This window comes from Maribacter sp. X9, assembly GCF_048537565.1.
In the GTDB taxonomy this organism is placed as follows: domain Bacteria; phylum Bacteroidota; class Bacteroidia; order Flavobacteriales; family Flavobacteriaceae; genus Maribacter.
Genome location: NZ_CP183215.1, coordinates 2,977,047 through 2,992,512, shown reverse-complemented (window position 1 = coordinate 2,992,512; position 15,466 = coordinate 2,977,047). Strand labels below are relative to the sequence as shown.

Here is a 15,466-nt window from a genome sequence, read left to right as displayed (position 1 = left end):
AAGAATCTTGAAAAGTGGAACAGTACCATTTTAAAATATATAAACCTTTTGGCATGTTAAGCCAAATGACATCTAGTGAAGACCGTCAACTTCGAAAGAAACACTTTTTGAGTGAGCTGTATGACTTTCCAAAGGGTATCATGCCCATTGGTAGATTAGATGAAAAATCTGAAGGGTTATTACTAATGACTACGGATGGAAAATTGAGCGATACCATAAATAGTTCTGGTATTGAAAAGGAATATCTTGCACAATTGGATGGCGAAATTACAGGTGAAGCGATAGAAATGTTATCAAAAGGAGTCCGTATCGGTATCTTCGGAAAGAACTATAGTACTAAACCATGCGTAGTTAAATTATTGGACGCTGCCCCAACACTACCCGAAGCGGATTCCTCCCTACGAATAGGAAGGCATAGAACTACCTCATGGATTAGCATAACCCTTACCGAAGGAAAATTTAGGCAGATACGTAAAATGACCGCCGTAGTCGGTTTTCCAACCCAACGATTGATAAGGGTGCGAATCGGAAACATTCATATAAATAGGATGGTGCCGAGAGAAGTTCTACCATTGGCCTCAAAAGCATTCTCTATTTAGGCATTTTTTTTGCTGTAAAACGTGAAAATAGTGTAATTCTTTTTTTAGTGTTTATAAAAAATACTCCCGTTAGAAGGATGACCGAAGCAATGGCCGATTGAATGGTTATCGCCTCATTTAAAAAATACCAGCCTAAAATCATGGCGATAATGGGATTTACATAAGAAGATGTTGCTACTTTTTCAGGGGAGACGATCCGTAATAAATAATTGAATGCAGTAAAGGTTACGATACTACCAAATACAATTAATAGCAGCATAGCCGAGATTACCGTAGTGCTCCATTCCGTGGGTGCAGACCAATGATCACCCAATAGACTACTGATCAATAGAAGCGAAATACCGGCGGTAAACATTTGGTATCCCGTATTCACAAAGAAATTGCTTGGTAAATCTGCTTTACCCACAAATAAACTGCCATACGACCAGCTCAGCATGCAAAAGAAAATCAAGACCATTCCTAAAACGGCCCCATCCTGTGCGATGATTTGTTTTTGGCCCACCAATAGAAAAATTCCGGTAATACCTAAAACTACCCCTATCACTGACATGGGTTTTATTTTCTTCCCCTGAAGAATACGCATCATTAATAGGACCACCAAGGGTTGCGCAGAGACTTCTAATGCCGCAAATCCGCTATCCACATATTTTAAGGCCCATACCACTACTCCATTTCCAAAAGTTAAAAATAGAAATCCTGCAATGACCGTATTCTTGAATTGTTTTTTGGTGATTTTAAGAGGGTACTCTAACAGCTTGGCCAAAATGAATATGAGACACCCGGCCACAAGAAAACGAGTGCCTGCCAACATAAAGGCCGGGAGTTCTGTAACCGCAATCTTATTCCAGAGATAAGTTGAGCCCCAAATAAAATAAATGGCAAAAAATGACAAAACGACAAGAAAGGCGTTGCGTTTCTTCTTTACCATCGGGTAGGTCGGGATTAGATTTTCTTGACACGAACGGCGTTCATGCCCTTCATACCCCTTTCCAATTCATAAGAAACTTTGTCATTTTCCATGATTTCATCAATAAGACCACTCACGTGAACAAAGTATTTTTCATTGTTCTCGGCATCTATGATGAAACCAAAACCTTTTGAAGTGTCAAAAAAGGAGACCTTACCCTTTCTCACCGGGTCGAATTCTTCTTCTTCACCGGCTACTTTTTTAGGAATTCCTAAAATGATATCGTCTGCATCAATTTCAACTTTCATGGAAGGATCTGGTGGAGTATCCACCAAATTACCATTATGATCTACATAAGCCAATGGTATACCAGAAGTTCCGCTTTCTTTTACTGCAGCCTTACGGGCATTTTTTTTCTTTTGCTTTTCTTCACGTTTCTTTAAACGCTTTTTTTCTTTTTCAGTTTTATTAAATGTCTGTTGTGATTTTGCCATTCGAAATTTTAAAAATAATACTTGATTTTACTATCGAGGAAGTGAAATACGTGTTGACATGTATAACGAATGGTAGGTTTCTTGAGCAAACTATGACGGCATTCGTTGTAAGGTCATTGCAAGAATCATCTGCATCCCCATAAAGTTGCCCAAAGATACGAGATGTAATCGGATTTTAGGGTATTTCAAACGGTCAAACTATCAATATGTTAAAAGATTTGTTCTAACCTATTTCAATCAAGTTTTTAGAAAATAGATCAGCAATACCCAAAAGTCAATTTTTTGAAGTTCAAACGCCCTTCTATAATTCTTTTTTGGCATTATAGAAATCGTGACAATGAAAAAAGTAATTGAAAATGTTAATATCTAAAAAAAATAAAAGCATATAACTATCTGTATTATAAATATTTAAATCTAAGATGGAATTAATAATTGTTAAAAATAGTACCTTTTTATACATAGTACTGTAACAAATAATTTGTTTGAACGTCTTCTTTATATAACAAAACAATTCATCATCACTTAAAAAACGAACATCATGAGCACTTTTATCAGAAACACACCAACGGAATCAAGAAGGAATACGTTGTTCTCCAATTTCAAGAACAGTAAACGGGTACAATGGGTAGCCTCTAGAAATCATACCCATTAATCAGTAAGTCAATCAAAAATCAATCATTCATCTTCGGTTCATCACCGGAACAAAAAACGAACATCATGAGCACTTTTATCAGAAACACACCAACGGAATCAAGAAAGAATACGTTCTTCTCCAATTTCAAGAACAGTAAGCGGGTACAATGGGTAGCCTCTAGAAATCATACCCATTAATCAGTAAGTCAATCATTCATCTTCGGTTCATCACCGGAACAAAAAACGAACATCATGCAACATACAAAGCTAGTTTGCCCTATTACCGTATCTAAATCTATTATGTGGAGGGCTATTACAGATAAGCAGCGACTTTTGATCTATAAGGAAGTTCGCTTAGTGTAACAGAAAATGCCAAGGATATGGATTCATCACTCATATCCTTAATTTTTTATAGGAAGTCTTTGATTTCATCGTATTTAATCGATTGACTTATACTAAAATAAGTTCAATAGGGTTATATCATATACGATATATTATATTTGATGTATGCTTGTGAAAATCAATTTGAGGGATCAAGTCCGTGATTACCTTTTGGCGGAAATGATTACGGGGAAACTTCACACCGGTAAGACCATAAATTTAGCGGCTCTTGCACGAAATCTGAAGGTAAGTGTTACTCCTATTCGTGAAGCCTTGACCCAATTACAACAGGCTCATATTATACAAGCGGTACCCAATAGAGGCTTTATCATTGCCGAATTAGACGTTAAAGAAGCGGAAGACCTTTACGGGTTAGTGGCTAATTTAGAGGTGATGGCCATTGAGAATTCTGAGTTTACCACCCAAGATATCGAACAACTTCGTAACCAACAAGAAGTTTTTGAAAATGCCGAAAATGCCATTTCAAGGATTCAGGCTGACCTAGAATTCCATAGACTACTTACCAAAGGGTATCCTAATGATTTGGCACTTCAGATATTGAATGATTTAAAAACTCGGATTTTCTTTTACGAACGAGCCTTTACCAGCGACGATTCATTCTACAATAAATCTGATAATCAACATGAAGCGATTATTTCTGCCATAGCAGATGATAATGTGCCCACTGCTTCCCTCCTACTCAAAATGAATTGGATGTTGATCTTGAATTACATCCAAAAGAAATTGAGCGAATAGATTCAACTATTCCAAATCCTTTAAAATCGCTTCTGCCGAGGCTGTTACTTTTTTATAGCTCCGATAACCCCATCTGCAAAAGAATATCATAACTAAAAGTCCAGCGACTATACGGATCCAATTCCCGAATTTAAACTCTGCTTGAAAAATATCCTTATTCGATAAAATCTTGGCATTAATGGCGATGATAAGGAAGAATATTACGAATCCTGCCGCTATTGCGAACTGCTGTAATCGTAAAAGATTATTCTTTGCCTTCGTATATTTTAAGATTATCTGTCTAAAATCTTCATTGAAGACATCCAAATTTTTAATCTGAAAAAGAAATTTCATGCCCAAAACAGGTAACAATAGTGAAAATGAAAGGGCAATACTACCGCAGGTAATCAGATACCACGTATCTAGTTTACTGAAATTAGATATAAGGAAAATTGCATAGACAAAACAAATAAGGGCACCGAACGATTCATAATTGATTAGGGTCCTGAACTTGTTCCTGTATTTTTCTTTGGTCATATTTAAAATAATTTCATCGGTTAATTTTTTCTGTTGTTCTAATTCGGTACTCATTTGCATCCAAGCAGTTTGTAGTTCTTCTAGTTCCATGCTGTTATGATTTAGTCATGTTCGTTTTTAATTTATTCTTTATCCGGGAAATGCGTGTGCCAACATTACTAGCTCCCAGTCCCGTAATTAGGGCGATTTCCTTGTAGCTTTTTCCTTCGAGCAAAAGAAATATCAATCCTCTATCCAACGTATTCAACTGTTGTAAATGGGTGTATAATAACCTGAGACGTTCTTCGTATAGCTCACTCTTTACATCAGTTTCTTTAATAATGGTATCTGCAATTGAAATGGAATCAGGGCGTCTTTTCTTCCGTTTCAAATGTGTAATGGCCGTGTTCATCGCCACACGGTACATCCAAGTAGTTATTTTCGCTTCATTTCGGAACGAATCGAAATATTTCCAAAGTTGATACACGACTTCCTGAAAAAGGTCTTCTTGGTCTTCTTTGTTATCCGTATAGATTGAAGTAACCTTAAACAGTAGCCCTTGATGTTTTCGTATTAGATCAGTAAAGGCTGCTTCTTTCGGCATTTTATTTGTTCTGTTTTATCCATTAGTAGGATATCTTTTTAATTTGTCACACGATTGATGCTTTTTTTTAACTTTAATCCGAGCATAAAAATCTTTCAGTGCCCTGCAAAATCATTACTATGGACTTTTAGACTATTGGTTTAATGCGAATTAGAACAGCGAAATACAACATGGCGGATAAAAATTCGTTTTACTTAAAAATTAATGAGTTATGCAATTTTTAAATAAGGAAATAGAGGCATTGACCAAACGAAAAAATACCCCCGCATTGGCTAAAAAGCAATTATCCTGCGGTATTTTTCAAGAAGTAAGCGATGTTCCGGTAGCTGATCAAAATGAAGCTAGGAATGGTAATGATACTATTCTTTAAAAAGCGAAGTGTCTAATCCGGGAATTAGTCCGATTGCATTTTTGTAATACAGTTTTTTCAACACCTCGTCCGGCAAATTTAAACCGTACATGGACCAAAACGCATGATATTTTTTGTAGTACGGAAAATACTCGTCATTACTCTCCAACACCCTAAAATAAGTAGGGAACTCCTCTGGTTTCCAACTATCCTTTCCAAAAAGTACCCGATCTTGATATTTTATGAAAAAGGCCCTCGCATTCTGTGGCTGTCGTCCTAACTCTGCGATGACGGCAGAAATACCAACGTTCATATTCGGCATTTCATCCAGAAGTTCTCCCAATTTAGCAAGGTTGTTAGCATGCCAACCCATATGTGCGTTTATGAATTTTGTATTCGGATGCTTTTTAAATACGTTGTGCTGTTCTTTAATAATCTGCTCAAACGGAGCGGGATCTGTATCGGTACGCTTTCTTCTTGGGTGTGTTTTTAGCTCTAGCCAGCGCTCGTTATCGGCATCCATATCGTCCCAAAATGATTTTGGATCTGCAGCATGAATCAAAACAGGAACACCCATTTCACCACATTTGGCCCAAATAGGGTCTAATCGGGGATCATCTATTGCCAAACGATTTCCTTCCGCATCTTTATTACGAAGGCCTAAACTTTTAAAAACTTTCAATCCCTTCGCACCGTTCTTGATATCCTGCTCTAATTGCGTGGCAGCTTTTTTACCCCATTCCATATCGGTTGCCCCTTCAAAATCTACATTTGCGAATACTACAAATCTAGTGGGATAACTGTTGTTGATATTATCGATCTTCTCTTTCAAGCTTTCTCCCGTACCCCCGCTTAAATTCACCATTATGGCCTCGTTCATTTTATCCATATCCTTAATCAGTGCATTCAAGGTTTTGGCGGACATGTCACGCTGATGACTGTGCACATCGACAAAAGGAAACTTTGCCTTTGTAATTTCCTTGCCTGGCACCACCAGAGTAGATGTGGGATTATATTCTTCAAAGCTCATTTCTTGAGATCGGACTGCAGTGGTGGTGAATAGGGTCAGGGCCATTGCCCAAACTGAAATTATTTTTTTACTTATTCTCATTTTGAAAATTGGTTTGTAGTTGGTCATAATCATCTTTAGTGTCGATATCGGTGAGCTGTCCATGGGCATTCAATACAATAATTTCATTGTTTATATCTTCAAGAATGTTTTTTGCCCCTTGATCTCCTTCTAAAAGTACTAAGTTAGGATAAAAGAATTTAGGGAATAACGCAGGAACCCCTGCCCTATTTCTATATATAGAAGCTACAATTTTCGAAGGCTGCTTCGTATAACTGGTGATAACCGAATTTAAATATTCAGTGCTTAGTAGAGGCTGGTCGGCCAAACATATCAAAATGCCGTCGGGAATGTGTTTTTTTTCCGTTAGTTTTTTGACACCGAGGGCGATGCTTTTTCCTAAGCCTAAAGACCAATCGGGATTAATGATCAGCTCTACATTTTGCTCTTCTAAATTGCATTGGTCGATAATTGAATCTGCGTTCGCACCAAGTACCACATGAATGCTAGTTGCATTACTCTCTTTAACGGTTTTAATTGTTTCCAGTAAAAAATTGGAAGTTTTCCATGGCAACAGTTGTTTGATGCCATCCATTCGTTTAGAAGCCCCGGCTGCCATGATCAATACCGCTATATGAAGATTTTGGCTCAATGATGAATCCTATTTTCCTTATTTTTCAACATAATGGGATTGGTCTTACGAATAACGGCCAATATTTCAGAAAGAATGGAAATCGCAATTTCTTGGGGCGTTTCTGCACCAATATTCAACCCTGCCGGACCATGGATCTTTTCTATAAATTCCAAATCAATATCCATATCCTGTTCCAAAAGGCTGGCCAATAATTTCTCCCGCCTTTTTAAGGGGCCCAATAGTCCAAAATACATGGGTTTCGTTTCCTTTAAAACCAGTAAATATTTCAAATCCTTCACATAACTATGGGTCATGAGAATAACGGCGGTGTTTGCGTCTATGCTTTCTGTAGGGAGATTTTCAGGTTCGTAGTCAAAAAGTTGATCAACACCTGGAAAATCTACCTTGGTTTTATCTTCCTTAGGTGTAACTGCAACACTCACCTCCCAGCCCATGCTCAAGGCAAAGTGCGAAAGCTGTACCGCGTCATGCTCTCCCCCAATGATTAAGAGTCGTTTACAGGGTTGCATCGTTTGTTGAAAATGTAGCGCACTCGGCTGTTCCATGGTATCCGCATATGCCGGGAATGTTTCTGTATCTAAAGAAATAAGGGTGCCAAAATGTTTCAGTTCGCCAAATTCCTTTTGGTACGCTGTTCGTAATTCGAAAGGTTTACGCGTATTAATCGTTTCTTCAAATGCACTGATAACCTCTTCGGACGGAGCGAAGGGTTCGAGTAAGATATATAAAATCCCCTCACATCCCAAGCGATATCGACCATCATAGGTCATCAATTTAGATATGTTCTTTTCAAATACGGATTGGGCCTGAAACAAAACTTCCTTTTCCACACAACCACCACTTACGGCTCCGATCATGATATCGTCTTCTCGAATAAGCATTCGTACGCCTGGCCTGCGATACGACGACCCATCTAAATCGACCACGGTTGCCAAAACACAACGTATAGCGCTACTTTTAGCCAACTGGTATTCTTTGATAATCTTTTTAAACTCGTGGGTCATGTAGGTCGCTTTTCTTGACGAGCAATTAAGTTTTGAAAATTGTAAGGTTAAAAGACCAACTGAGACTTTAAACCATTGAAATATACCTCTTTTCAAAATCTTGTGCCGAACCAATATTTTGCTTTAACAATCTTTAACATTTATTTCTTATTTCCCCATAATTTAAATATACTTTGCACGTTCTGCTAGTTGAACCTATAATTGATGAATATGAAATTTCTTTTTAAAACCTTCAGTGTATTTTTTTTACTGACCCTCTTTGTTTCTTGTGGTAACGCCGATGATGATGTGAACTTGGATTTGAATCTTGGAGGTGATCTCGGTAAAGGGCAAACTGTTGATGATTGTTTAGGGTTGGACGAGGGCGAACTAGTATTGTCCATTCAAGAACAATATACAACCTTACCCGGTAAAGTTTCTATTTTATTTAGAGTATCAGATGTTGATGGAAATCCTGTATCAGGCTTAACTGCAGATAAGTTCACCATTTACGAGCAAGGACGAAACGATGAATGTTTTAATACCATTTCTTCAACCGAGTCCTCTGCAAGAATTTCACCGAATTCACAAATTTTTTCAAACAACACCTTGTTGGTACTCGATTTAAGTAATAGTGTTTTGAGCAGTAGCCTAGATGAACTAAAATCGGCATCGACCAGTTTTATAACTGCGGTAATGCCAGCAACTCCTAACGAATCTGTAAAAATGGCCATTTATTGGTTCGATGGAGAAAATGAGTTACATCTTTTGAACGAGCTTACTTCTTCAAGAACAGAACTTGCTGCTTCAGTCGATGGCATTACAAATGATATCAGTAATGATCCATCAACCGATTTATATGGTGCGGTAATCAAATCGACCGATATTGCGTCTGAGTTGGTTAAAAAATCTACTTCGGGAGGGAAAATCGGAGCTGCCTCTGTAGTCATCTTTACCGATGGTACCGATCAAGCTTCTCGTTTTAAAGAGGAAGAAGCTGTAAAAAAAGTGAACGACGCCAATTCGAATATCTCTTTCTTTAGTATAGGTCTAGGTGGAGAAATAGATACCGATGTATTAAAGGCAATAGGGAAAACATCGAGCGTGTTCGCCCAAAATAAGGATGAACTGGAAGATACCTTTAATGAAATATCAGAAAAGGTTTCCGAGCGCGCCAATAGCTATTATCTGTTCGAATATTGTAGCCCCAAAAGGGATGGTAGTGGCGATAACAACTTAGCCATTGAAGTAACCACAGGTTCAAGAAGTGGTGCTGTACAGACAAAATTCAATGCCAACGGATTTACAGGTGGATGTGAATAACATACGTTTTGTCTTAAAAATTAAAAAGAAGCCTGAAAAGGCTTCTTTTTTTTGTTAGAATTTTAAGGTAACAACTGTTTGATACTCATTTTATTGGCGGACTAATTTCGCTTTTTAGGCGCAGCTGTTTATCCGATAAAACGTCCGTTTGTCGATTCGACCCGTATATATAAGCGATTACTAATATTAATTTAAACAGAATACAATGAAAAGATTATCCTTAATTACATTATTATCGGTAGCCCTTCTTACCTCATGTGTTTCTAAAAAGAAATATGTTGCCTTAGAAGACAACTTATCCCAAACCCAGAGCAGACTCACAAAGACACAAGTTGAAAAAGAGGATTTGGAAGCAAAAATGGCCAAAATTGAGGCCCGAGTAGAAGAGTACAATTCTAAAATCAATTCCTTAAAGGAAATGAACGATAGCCAATTCACTACAGTGGACGATGTTGCAGTAATAAGCAATAATACAAAGGCTAAAATGCGAAACACCTTGAAGAATGTTGATCCTTCAAAATTAGCGGGAGCTAAAACACTTCAAGATTCCATGAACTTAGCGGTTTCGTACAAACTAAAACAATCCATTTCAGATGAAGGTGAAGATGTTGACGTAAATATTGACAAAACAGTTGTGATGATTAATATTTCTGATGAACTCTTGTTCAATACGGCTAGTTATAATGTAAGCAACAAGGCGGACAAGATTTTGAAAAAATTGGCTGAAGTAATCAAGTCGGAGCCGAGTATGGAAGTAATGGTAGAGGGTCATACCGATTCAAGAACGATCAATACCCCAATGGTAGCTGATAACTGGGATTTAAGCGTTAAGCGTGCCACCTCTATTGTACGTAAACTTCAAAAAGATTACGGCGTAGACCCTTCTCAATTGATCGCCTCCGGTAGAAGTAGTTATTTACCATTGGTCGAGAACAATACCAAAGAGAATATGGCCATGAATAGAAGAACTAAAATTATTATTCTTCCCAATTTAGATAAATTCTTTGCATTATTAGATGCTGAAGAAAGTCTATAAGGAAGTTTAATTGTCTGTTAGAAAGGGAAGCAAATTGCTTCCCTTTTTTTGTCTCTTCAAATTGAAACGAGTAGAGAATTCGGTTCTAAGTATTTATTTATAGATCATCCCATTCGGGATGTTTATCACATTCGATGTAAGGTCAACTAAAAAACCATTGATTACCGCAAAAGCCATTTTTCCATCCTTTTCCAAAAAGAAGGTAGGATTTATACCGGGCTCCAAAAACAATTGTGGGACTTTGTAATTTGGACCGATCAAATGAACTGGGAAGGGAGCGTTTACCTGCTTGGCAGGAATCGTCGCCATACGAACGAATCCATATCCCTGTTGAAGTAAGTCCTTAAAATTAATGGCTTTTACTTCGTTCATGGTCGTTAAAGTTTTGGGATATGCTTTGGCCTGTTTTATGGTATAATCAGATGCATTCAGTGTCTGGTAGCCATAATACGTAGAAAGGTCTCCTTGATCTAAGATACGACTACTATACCAAAAGCCGTTATGGTCCTGATAATCCACTTCAACTTGATTAATGCCTAAATCTATTACATAAGTATTCCCCCTTAATTCATAGTTGGCCGCTACAATTTTCAAATCGAATAGCTTACGGTCGTTCTCCGGAATTTTTTCATATTCGCTAATGGAAATTGTCTTATAACTCTGTTTAGCGATAGTATAAATAGCGGAAAGAATAGAGACATAATTCAGTTTTCTAATCTCCTGTTTCTCGGGATCTTCAGGATAACCACCCGATTCTATGAGGATGGTACTGGTTCCCCATTTTTGAATATTGTCCCCAAAAGCCCTAGGTTCAAAATCATCGTTATAACGGCCCACTTGTCCGGGGGCATATTTTTGAAGAATATCGTTCATGAATACGATGATTTTCATAGCATTGCCCCGGGTTTCGTTAATTTCTTTTTCATAATTATAAGCAGGGGCCAAATAGGAAATGGTTGCCGGTTTCTCGGTGCGTTCGGCATTATAATACGTACTTTGATCATGCAGGTTAAACCCGAAATCGGCATCTAAACTATCGCGTACCCTTTTTAAGGTTTGGGATTCTGGTGACTGTAAACGTATCGCATCACGATTAATATCAACACCCAATAAATTGCGACGTTGAAAAAGTTCCGCTCCATCGGGATTTAGCATCGGTAAAAAATGAACGGTCAGATTAGCTAAGATCGCTTCTTTTTCGGCCTTGAAATCGGGACTGTCAAAAAAGTTCAGAATATCAAAAATTGCTTGTGTGGCCGTGGGTTCATCACCGTGCATCTGCGACCAAAGAAAAACGTTCGTTTCCCCTGACCCTAAGCTGATTAGGCTTAAATCTTTTCCGCCAATAGATTTGCCGACAGTAGTAACTTTAAACTTTGGGTTACCTGAAAAACTTTCTATTAATGGCTGTATGTCACTTCGCTTGATACGCCTTTTCCCTAAAGTAGTTTCTTTGTAGGTTTCATAAGTATCGTATAACTGCGTGGTAATATTCTCGATTTGCCCCATTCCCAAAAAGGAAATAAAGCCCATAAAAAGCAATGCTGTCTTTTTCATTAATGATTTCATTTTATACTACTTAAGGCTATTCGTTAGTTTGATATTTTTTCGGGCAACGGTTTAAAATTAAGGTCATCAACGGCCTTTCTGACTTTTTGCATAAAATCGACACCAGGATCCGTTTTTTTGGTGCGGTACTCGTCATCTTTCTCCAGCCAAAGCGGATGGTTCTCGAAAAGTGTGTATTCGTAATGCCCTATTAAATAGTCGATGTTATACTTCTCTTTTAAGTATCTAACCAACCAAATATTCGATTTTAATTGTGCCTTGGTCAAAGGCAGATCATCCGTTCCACCCACATTTTCAACGCCTATGGCACAATGGTTAAGGCCTATCACATGACGCGCCATTGTAGTTTCTGGTAACAATTGGTAAATAGTACCATCTCTATCGACCATGAATTGGGAAGAAACGTTTAAACCGCTTACATCTTTTATGTCAGATCGCCAATTGGGTAAGGTGGCCGGGTCAAACGCTTCGAATGATTCTTCAAAAGTGGGGATGACCGTCCAATGCAACACAATCATTTTAGGGTCTATTTTAGGAGTTTCCTGATCGAGATCGTATCTGTTTTGAAGATACTCTAACGTCAATATTTTCCGTTCTTCATTGAACGTAATGGGTCGGTCAACAATATTCTTGGTGGTTGTACAAGCTACTAATAGCAAGGCTATTGAAAGTCCTTTTAAAATTCGATTCATGGATAATTTTAAATACTATCTTTTTTGACGGCGTAGGTTATGGTAATTTTTCTTCTTCCCCATTCTTTGGCCATTTTTATATTTTCTCCCATATAAATATCAATTCTATTTTTCCATCGATAATGCATTTTATCCTTCACGAGATAAATTCCCTCTAAAGTATCAATTTTTACCATGGTGTTATAGGAGAGTCCTTTTTTTAAAAGATCTCGGGAAACAGCGATCCATTTTACCCCAGGTTTAATTGAATCTCCCCATGCTGTGATGGCAGGATGTTCATAGGAGGTTTGGTACGGCACAGAATTGTAGGCGGTTGCCGTAACTTTTAGGGGAATCCAATGATAATTTTTATCCAAGGTGTTCTCTCTACAGTTGAAAACTGTAAAACAGATAAAGCAGATGAACACCTTTTTCCACATGCATACTAATGTAGCTTATTTTCCAGAAATAAAAGGTCTGTATAACTTTCGCTCCAAGCTTCCTCCAGTTCTTTAGGTACGGGCGTGAAAGAATAGGTAAAGGCGCTTAAGACAAGGTCTTCATCCCCATCCCCATCTATATCTGCAGCATCCATCAAGAACCAACGCCCCATTTTGGTATCGGCCAAATGTTCTTGCTTGAAGGTATAATGATCACTGTCCAAATTCTCCAAATAAACGAAGTTGTATTCAGGATGGTTTTTATAATCTGGGAAAGTGGCCAATAAGGCAAAATCTAAATCGCCATCTTGATCAAAATCCCGAGTGATTACCCGAGTAGCCCCGTTTAAGGGATGGAAGTAAGTTTCTTTAAAATTATTTTCGCCATCGTTCAGATGAATACGCATGCCATGGTAAGGTTTGGTTACATACGATTTATCGGCATTATCACCATTAACGGTGATGATATCATCAAAACCATCACCATTGTAATCAACCAATTCAAACCAACTGGAACCATATACAGGACTAAACCGTAATACCTTCTCAATCCTGAAGTTTAAACCTTTTTCCTGATATAGAATATAGACAGCTTCATCACCTTGAGCGGCCATCACCACTAAATCCTCTTTCCCATCCTTATCCATATCTTTTGCAATAACTCTAAGGGTACCGGGTAGGTTTAAAAGGGATGTGCTTTTGTAAAATCCGTAATTGTCCTTTTGCAATAAAGTCAACCTTCCTGTAAGATCACCGAATTCACTTAGTATAATCTCTTCGGTTCCATTTTTATCCAAATCTATATAGAGCGTATGTACGGGTCTATGTAAGGAATCAACCAAACGGGCTGCTTCTTTACCTACTTTCCTAACGAGCTTTCCTACTGGAACTTCAGAAGGATTGAGCCTGCCCATTGTCGTTACGAACACACTATCTCCTTTCAACCTTGCATCCGTAATGCCCATATTGAAAAAGCCTAGAAGACTGTCTTCTCTTGTTTTTAAATCATATGTATTAAGTTCACCTTTTAAGCTACCCGTTAGGATCTTTTCATTTTGTTTATCGATTTTTAAAAAAGTAAAGAGACCGCCGTGGGTACTATCTATATTAACTGAACGAATACTAAATTGTTTTAATGGTTCGCTATCAAAATTATATTCTATGGGGGATAAATCATCAGGAGCCATGGTAATTATATACTTTTTAAGTAATTCCCAATCATTTTGTTCTATAATTGGTTTACTAGAAAAGATTGCTGTTTTTATAATTGCCAATTGCTCATTAAACGGTAATTTATTATATGGATGGTTTTCCTTTGTGATAATGCCCATTCTGGCCGCCATGGCCGGTAATACATTATTTTCCCAAATATTCTTTGGAAGGTCGGATATTTGAGGAGCCATATGACAGCTGGCACAATACGTTTCATAAAGTACGACCTCTTTAGGTTTTTTTTCAGTAGTGCAAGAAATAAAAAACGCGAATAAGCAGCTATAAGATATTATTTTGAAAGCCATTGAAATTGAAATGATTTACACGATATAGTAATTATGTTTGGAAGATACCGATACCCCTATAATCCTGCAAGTAAAACGTACAGGCTTTCTGTACTATTTGTAAAAAACTATGGGCTAGGCAAAGGCACATAACTATCCTCATTTTGCATCATCGGAAAGGTTTTATTGGCCCATCCATTTTTTGCCTTTTCCAATTTCGCCTTATCATGTGAGACAAAATTCCAATAAATATGGCGTTCTTCGGGAAAAGGCTCCCCACCAAATAATAATATGTGAGTATTTGGTCTTAGAATCGCATTACAGGTATCTAAAACCTTAGAAACTAAAATATTACCTTTTTTCACCACTTCACCGCAGGCTTCAATGCTTCCTTCTACAATACAAATCCCAACCTCTCCTTTTAGGTTGTCTATTGTATTCAACGCGTATGCGTCTGTTGTCTTTACCTCAATCATGAACAATTCAGAATGAACCGGTACGGGAGATGTACGACCATAACCCTCCCCTGCAACTAAAGTGAAAATGGCATTTCCATCCCTCCAAGTGGGTAAATCTTCACCGGCAATATGATGGAATTCCGGTTCCATGTCCTCCTTATCTTTGGGTAATGCTACCCAAATTTGATAGCCATGGGCCGTAAATATGTTTCCGTTCCTTAAACTAGGCGGGGTTCGTTCCGTATGGGTAACCCCTTTACCGGCAACCATCCAATTTACCGAACCCGGCCGTATCAACTGCTTGGTTCCCATACTGTCCTCGTGCATTACTTCTCCTTCCAATAAAAAAGTCAAGGTTGATAGCCCCATATGTGGATGTTGGTCCACATCCATATACTTGGTGGGTCCTAACTGTGTGGGGCCCATGTGGTCTATAAAGATAAACGGACCGATCATTCGCTTCTTTCGGAAGGGTATCAATCGCCCCACTAAAAAATCACCAATATCCCTACTTCTTTCTTCAATTATCAATCCGATGTTGGACATAC

The 15,466-nt window shown here is 37.9% G+C and carries 17 protein-coding genes; 5 read left to right on the top strand and 12 right to left on the bottom strand.

Annotated elements, in window-relative coordinates; genetic code table 11:
* Positions 1-14 precede the first annotated feature (14 nt).
* The gene (locus tag ACNR9Q_RS12690) at positions 15-599 is read left to right on the top strand and encodes a pseudouridine synthase (protein WP_419211592.1); all 585 of its coding nucleotides are present in this window, start codon (positions 15-17) and stop codon (positions 597-599) included.
* Here the strand turns inward: ACNR9Q_RS12690 and ACNR9Q_RS12685 are convergent.
* Positions 592-1,527, bottom strand: a complete 936-nt coding sequence (locus ACNR9Q_RS12685) for an EamA family transporter (RefSeq protein WP_419211591.1) — start codon at positions 1,525-1,527, stop codon at positions 592-594. The genes ACNR9Q_RS12690 and ACNR9Q_RS12685 overlap by 8 nt on opposite strands.
* Before the next feature lie 14 nt (positions 1,528-1,541).
* Positions 1,542-2,000: a cold-shock protein gene (locus tag ACNR9Q_RS12680; protein WP_419211590.1), complete on the bottom strand. Its 459-nt coding sequence runs from the start codon at positions 1,998-2,000 to the stop codon at positions 1,542-1,544.
* A 1,140-nt stretch (positions 2,001-3,140) separates the two neighbouring features.
* Between ACNR9Q_RS12680 and ACNR9Q_RS12675 the strand changes: the two genes are divergently transcribed.
* Positions 3,141-3,770 carry a GntR family transcriptional regulator gene (locus ACNR9Q_RS12675; protein ID WP_419211589.1) on the top strand — a complete coding sequence of 210 codons (630 nt, stop codon included), beginning with the start codon at positions 3,141-3,143 and terminating at the stop codon, positions 3,768-3,770.
* A 6-nt stretch (positions 3,771-3,776) separates the two neighbouring features.
* Here ACNR9Q_RS12675 and ACNR9Q_RS12670 read toward each other — a convergent pair whose 3' ends face one another.
* Positions 3,777-4,376, bottom strand: coding sequence for a hypothetical protein (locus ACNR9Q_RS12670; protein ID WP_419211588.1), 600 nt, complete (start codon positions 4,374-4,376; stop codon positions 3,777-3,779).
* Between the two features lie 4 nt (positions 4,377-4,380).
* Positions 4,381-4,869, bottom strand: coding sequence for an RNA polymerase sigma factor (locus ACNR9Q_RS12665; RefSeq protein ID WP_419211587.1), 489 nt, complete (start codon positions 4,867-4,869; stop codon positions 4,381-4,383).
* Between the two features lie 211 nt (positions 4,870-5,080).
* Between ACNR9Q_RS12665 and ACNR9Q_RS12660 the strand changes: the two genes are divergently transcribed.
* A complete protein-coding gene (locus ACNR9Q_RS12660) occupies positions 5,081-5,239 on the top strand; it encodes a hypothetical protein (protein WP_419211586.1) in 159 nt (52 codons plus the stop codon).
* On the opposite strand, the gene ACNR9Q_RS12655 is transcribed toward ACNR9Q_RS12660, so the two are convergent.
* From ACNR9Q_RS12655 to ACNR9Q_RS12645, 3 genes are read right to left on the bottom strand one after another with little or no spacing between them, the layout of a single operon-like run.
* Entirely contained in the window at positions 5,229-6,329 is a 1,101-nt protein-coding gene (locus ACNR9Q_RS12655) for an amidohydrolase family protein (protein ID WP_419211585.1), read from the bottom strand. The genes ACNR9Q_RS12660 and ACNR9Q_RS12655 overlap by 11 nt on opposite strands.
* On the bottom strand, positions 6,316-6,939 hold the full coding sequence (locus ACNR9Q_RS12650) for a nucleotidyltransferase family protein (protein ID WP_419211584.1): 624 nt from the start codon (positions 6,937-6,939) through the stop codon (positions 6,316-6,318). The genes ACNR9Q_RS12655 and ACNR9Q_RS12650 overlap by 14 nt, the downstream gene beginning before the upstream one ends.
* Positions 6,936-7,946 (bottom strand): XdhC family protein, encoded by a 1,011-nt coding sequence (locus tag ACNR9Q_RS12645; protein ID WP_419211583.1) that lies wholly within the window; start codon positions 7,944-7,946, stop codon positions 6,936-6,938. Before ACNR9Q_RS12645 ends, ACNR9Q_RS12650 begins: the two co-directional genes overlap by 4 nt.
* Positions 7,947-8,156: 210 nt before the next feature.
* Between ACNR9Q_RS12645 and ACNR9Q_RS12640 the strand changes: the two genes are divergently transcribed.
* Together ACNR9Q_RS12640 and ACNR9Q_RS12635 are read left to right on the top strand one after the other, a co-directional pair.
* Positions 8,157-9,248 (top strand): vWA domain-containing protein, encoded by a 1,092-nt coding sequence (locus ACNR9Q_RS12640; RefSeq protein ID WP_419211582.1) that lies wholly within the window; start codon positions 8,157-8,159, stop codon positions 9,246-9,248.
* Positions 9,249-9,453: 205 nt separating this feature from the next.
* Complete coding sequence (locus ACNR9Q_RS12635) at positions 9,454-10,284, top strand: OmpA/MotB family protein (RefSeq protein ID WP_419211581.1); 831 nt, start codon at positions 9,454-9,456, stop codon at positions 10,282-10,284.
* Positions 10,285-10,377: 93 nt separating this feature from the next.
* Here the strand turns inward: ACNR9Q_RS12635 and ACNR9Q_RS12630 are convergent, their stop codons facing one another.
* The 5 genes from ACNR9Q_RS12630 to ACNR9Q_RS12610 form a co-directional block, all read right to left on the bottom strand.
* Positions 10,378-11,841 (bottom strand): M14 family metallopeptidase, encoded by a 1,464-nt coding sequence (locus tag ACNR9Q_RS12630; RefSeq protein ID WP_419211580.1) that lies wholly within the window; start codon positions 11,839-11,841, stop codon positions 10,378-10,380.
* Between the two features lie 35 nt (positions 11,842-11,876).
* Positions 11,877-12,545: a peptidoglycan recognition family protein gene (locus ACNR9Q_RS12625; RefSeq protein WP_419211579.1), complete on the bottom strand. Its 669-nt coding sequence runs from the start codon at positions 12,543-12,545 to the stop codon at positions 11,877-11,879.
* Positions 12,546-12,553: 8 nt separating this feature from the next.
* Positions 12,554-12,964, bottom strand: a complete 411-nt coding sequence (locus tag ACNR9Q_RS12620) for a 3D domain-containing protein (RefSeq protein WP_419211578.1) — start codon at positions 12,962-12,964, stop codon at positions 12,554-12,556.
* A 5-nt stretch (positions 12,965-12,969) separates the two neighbouring features.
* The gene (locus tag ACNR9Q_RS12615) at positions 12,970-14,481 is read right to left on the bottom strand and encodes an FG-GAP repeat domain-containing protein (protein WP_419211577.1); all 1,512 of its coding nucleotides are present in this window, start codon (positions 14,479-14,481) and stop codon (positions 12,970-12,972) included.
* Positions 14,482-14,588: 107 nt separating this feature from the next.
* A complete protein-coding gene (locus ACNR9Q_RS12610; RefSeq protein ID WP_419211576.1) occupies positions 14,589-15,464 on the bottom strand; it encodes a pirin family protein in 876 nt (291 codons plus the stop codon).
* Between the last annotated feature and the right edge of the window lie 2 nt (positions 15,465-15,466).

What these genes read in the sequence shown, in the direction of transcription:
- ACNR9Q_RS12615 (WP_419211577.1), bottom strand. Translation starts at nt 14,481, where the DNA reads ATGGCTTTCAAAATAATATCTTATAGCTGCTTATTCGCGTTTTTTATT.
- ACNR9Q_RS12620 (WP_419211578.1), bottom strand. Translation starts at nt 12,964, where the DNA reads ATGTGGAAAAAGGTGTTCATCTGCTTTATCTGTTTTACAGTTTTCAAC.
- ACNR9Q_RS12645 (WP_419211583.1), bottom strand. Translation starts at nt 7,946, where the DNA reads ATGACCCACGAGTTTAAAAAGATTATCAAAGAATACCAGTTGGCTAAA.
- ACNR9Q_RS12670 (WP_419211588.1), bottom strand. Translation starts at nt 4,376, where the DNA reads ATGGAACTAGAAGAACTACAAACTGCTTGGATGCAAATGAGTACCGAA.
- ACNR9Q_RS12630 (WP_419211580.1), bottom strand. Translation starts at nt 11,841, where the DNA reads ATGAAAAAGACAGCATTGCTTTTTATGGGCTTTATTTCCTTTTTGGGA.
- ACNR9Q_RS12610 (WP_419211576.1), bottom strand. Translation starts at nt 15,464, where the DNA reads ATGTCCAACATCGGATTGATAATTGAAGAAAGAAGTAGGGATATTGGT.
- ACNR9Q_RS12625 (WP_419211579.1), bottom strand. Translation starts at nt 12,545, where the DNA reads ATGAATCGAATTTTAAAAGGACTTTCAATAGCCTTGCTATTAGTAGCT.
- ACNR9Q_RS12665 (WP_419211587.1), bottom strand. Translation starts at nt 4,869, where the DNA reads ATGCCGAAAGAAGCAGCCTTTACTGATCTAATACGAAAACATCAAGGG.
- ACNR9Q_RS12640 (WP_419211582.1), top strand. Translation starts at nt 8,157, where the DNA reads ATGAAATTTCTTTTTAAAACCTTCAGTGTATTTTTTTTACTGACCCTC.
- ACNR9Q_RS12680 (WP_419211590.1), bottom strand. Translation starts at nt 2,000, where the DNA reads ATGGCAAAATCACAACAGACATTTAATAAAACTGAAAAAGAAAAAAAG.
- ACNR9Q_RS12660 (WP_419211586.1), top strand. Translation starts at nt 5,081, where the DNA reads ATGCAATTTTTAAATAAGGAAATAGAGGCATTGACCAAACGAAAAAAT.
- ACNR9Q_RS12685 (WP_419211591.1), bottom strand. Translation starts at nt 1,527, where the DNA reads ATGGTAAAGAAGAAACGCAACGCCTTTCTTGTCGTTTTGTCATTTTTT.
- ACNR9Q_RS12655 (WP_419211585.1), bottom strand. Translation starts at nt 6,329, where the DNA reads ATGAGAATAAGTAAAAAAATAATTTCAGTTTGGGCAATGGCCCTGACC.
- ACNR9Q_RS12635 (WP_419211581.1), top strand. Translation starts at nt 9,454, where the DNA reads ATGAAAAGATTATCCTTAATTACATTATTATCGGTAGCCCTTCTTACC.
- ACNR9Q_RS12675 (WP_419211589.1), top strand. Translation starts at nt 3,141, where the DNA reads ATGCTTGTGAAAATCAATTTGAGGGATCAAGTCCGTGATTACCTTTTG.